Genomic DNA, 357 nt, shown 5'->3' on the forward strand with positions numbered 1-357 from the left:
GCTTTTTCTACGGCCTTGCGCTCGCAGGCGTGCGTTTTGGCAATGCGCTGGCCGAAATCGGCCACAAGGACTACCAGCGTCGCACCCGGCTGACGCCCGAGGGCAAGGGCTATCGCGTCAGCGGTCAGAAATTTTATTGCACCGGCGCGCTGTATGCGCAGTGGATTCCCACGCTGGTGGTGGATGACAACCAGGACAGCTATCTGGCTTTCATCCCGCGCGACAGTGCCGGGGTGGAGATTACCGACGACTGGGACGGCTTCGGCCAGCGCGTCACCGGCAGCGGCTCGGTGGAGTTCAACCGCGTGCGGGTGGAGCCTGAGTGGGTGGTGCCGTTCACCGAGTCGTTCGAGCGGC

Annotated in this window: 1 protein-coding gene; it reads left to right on the forward strand. The window is 64.1% G+C overall.

The genetic code is table 11. The features are described from left to right. Positions 1-357: acyl-CoA dehydrogenase family protein (locus ACODSO_RS29330; RefSeq protein ID WP_489040113.1), on the forward strand; the 357-nt coding region annotated here is incomplete at both ends.

This window comes from Rhodococcus sp. FG69 (assembly GCF_057808915.1).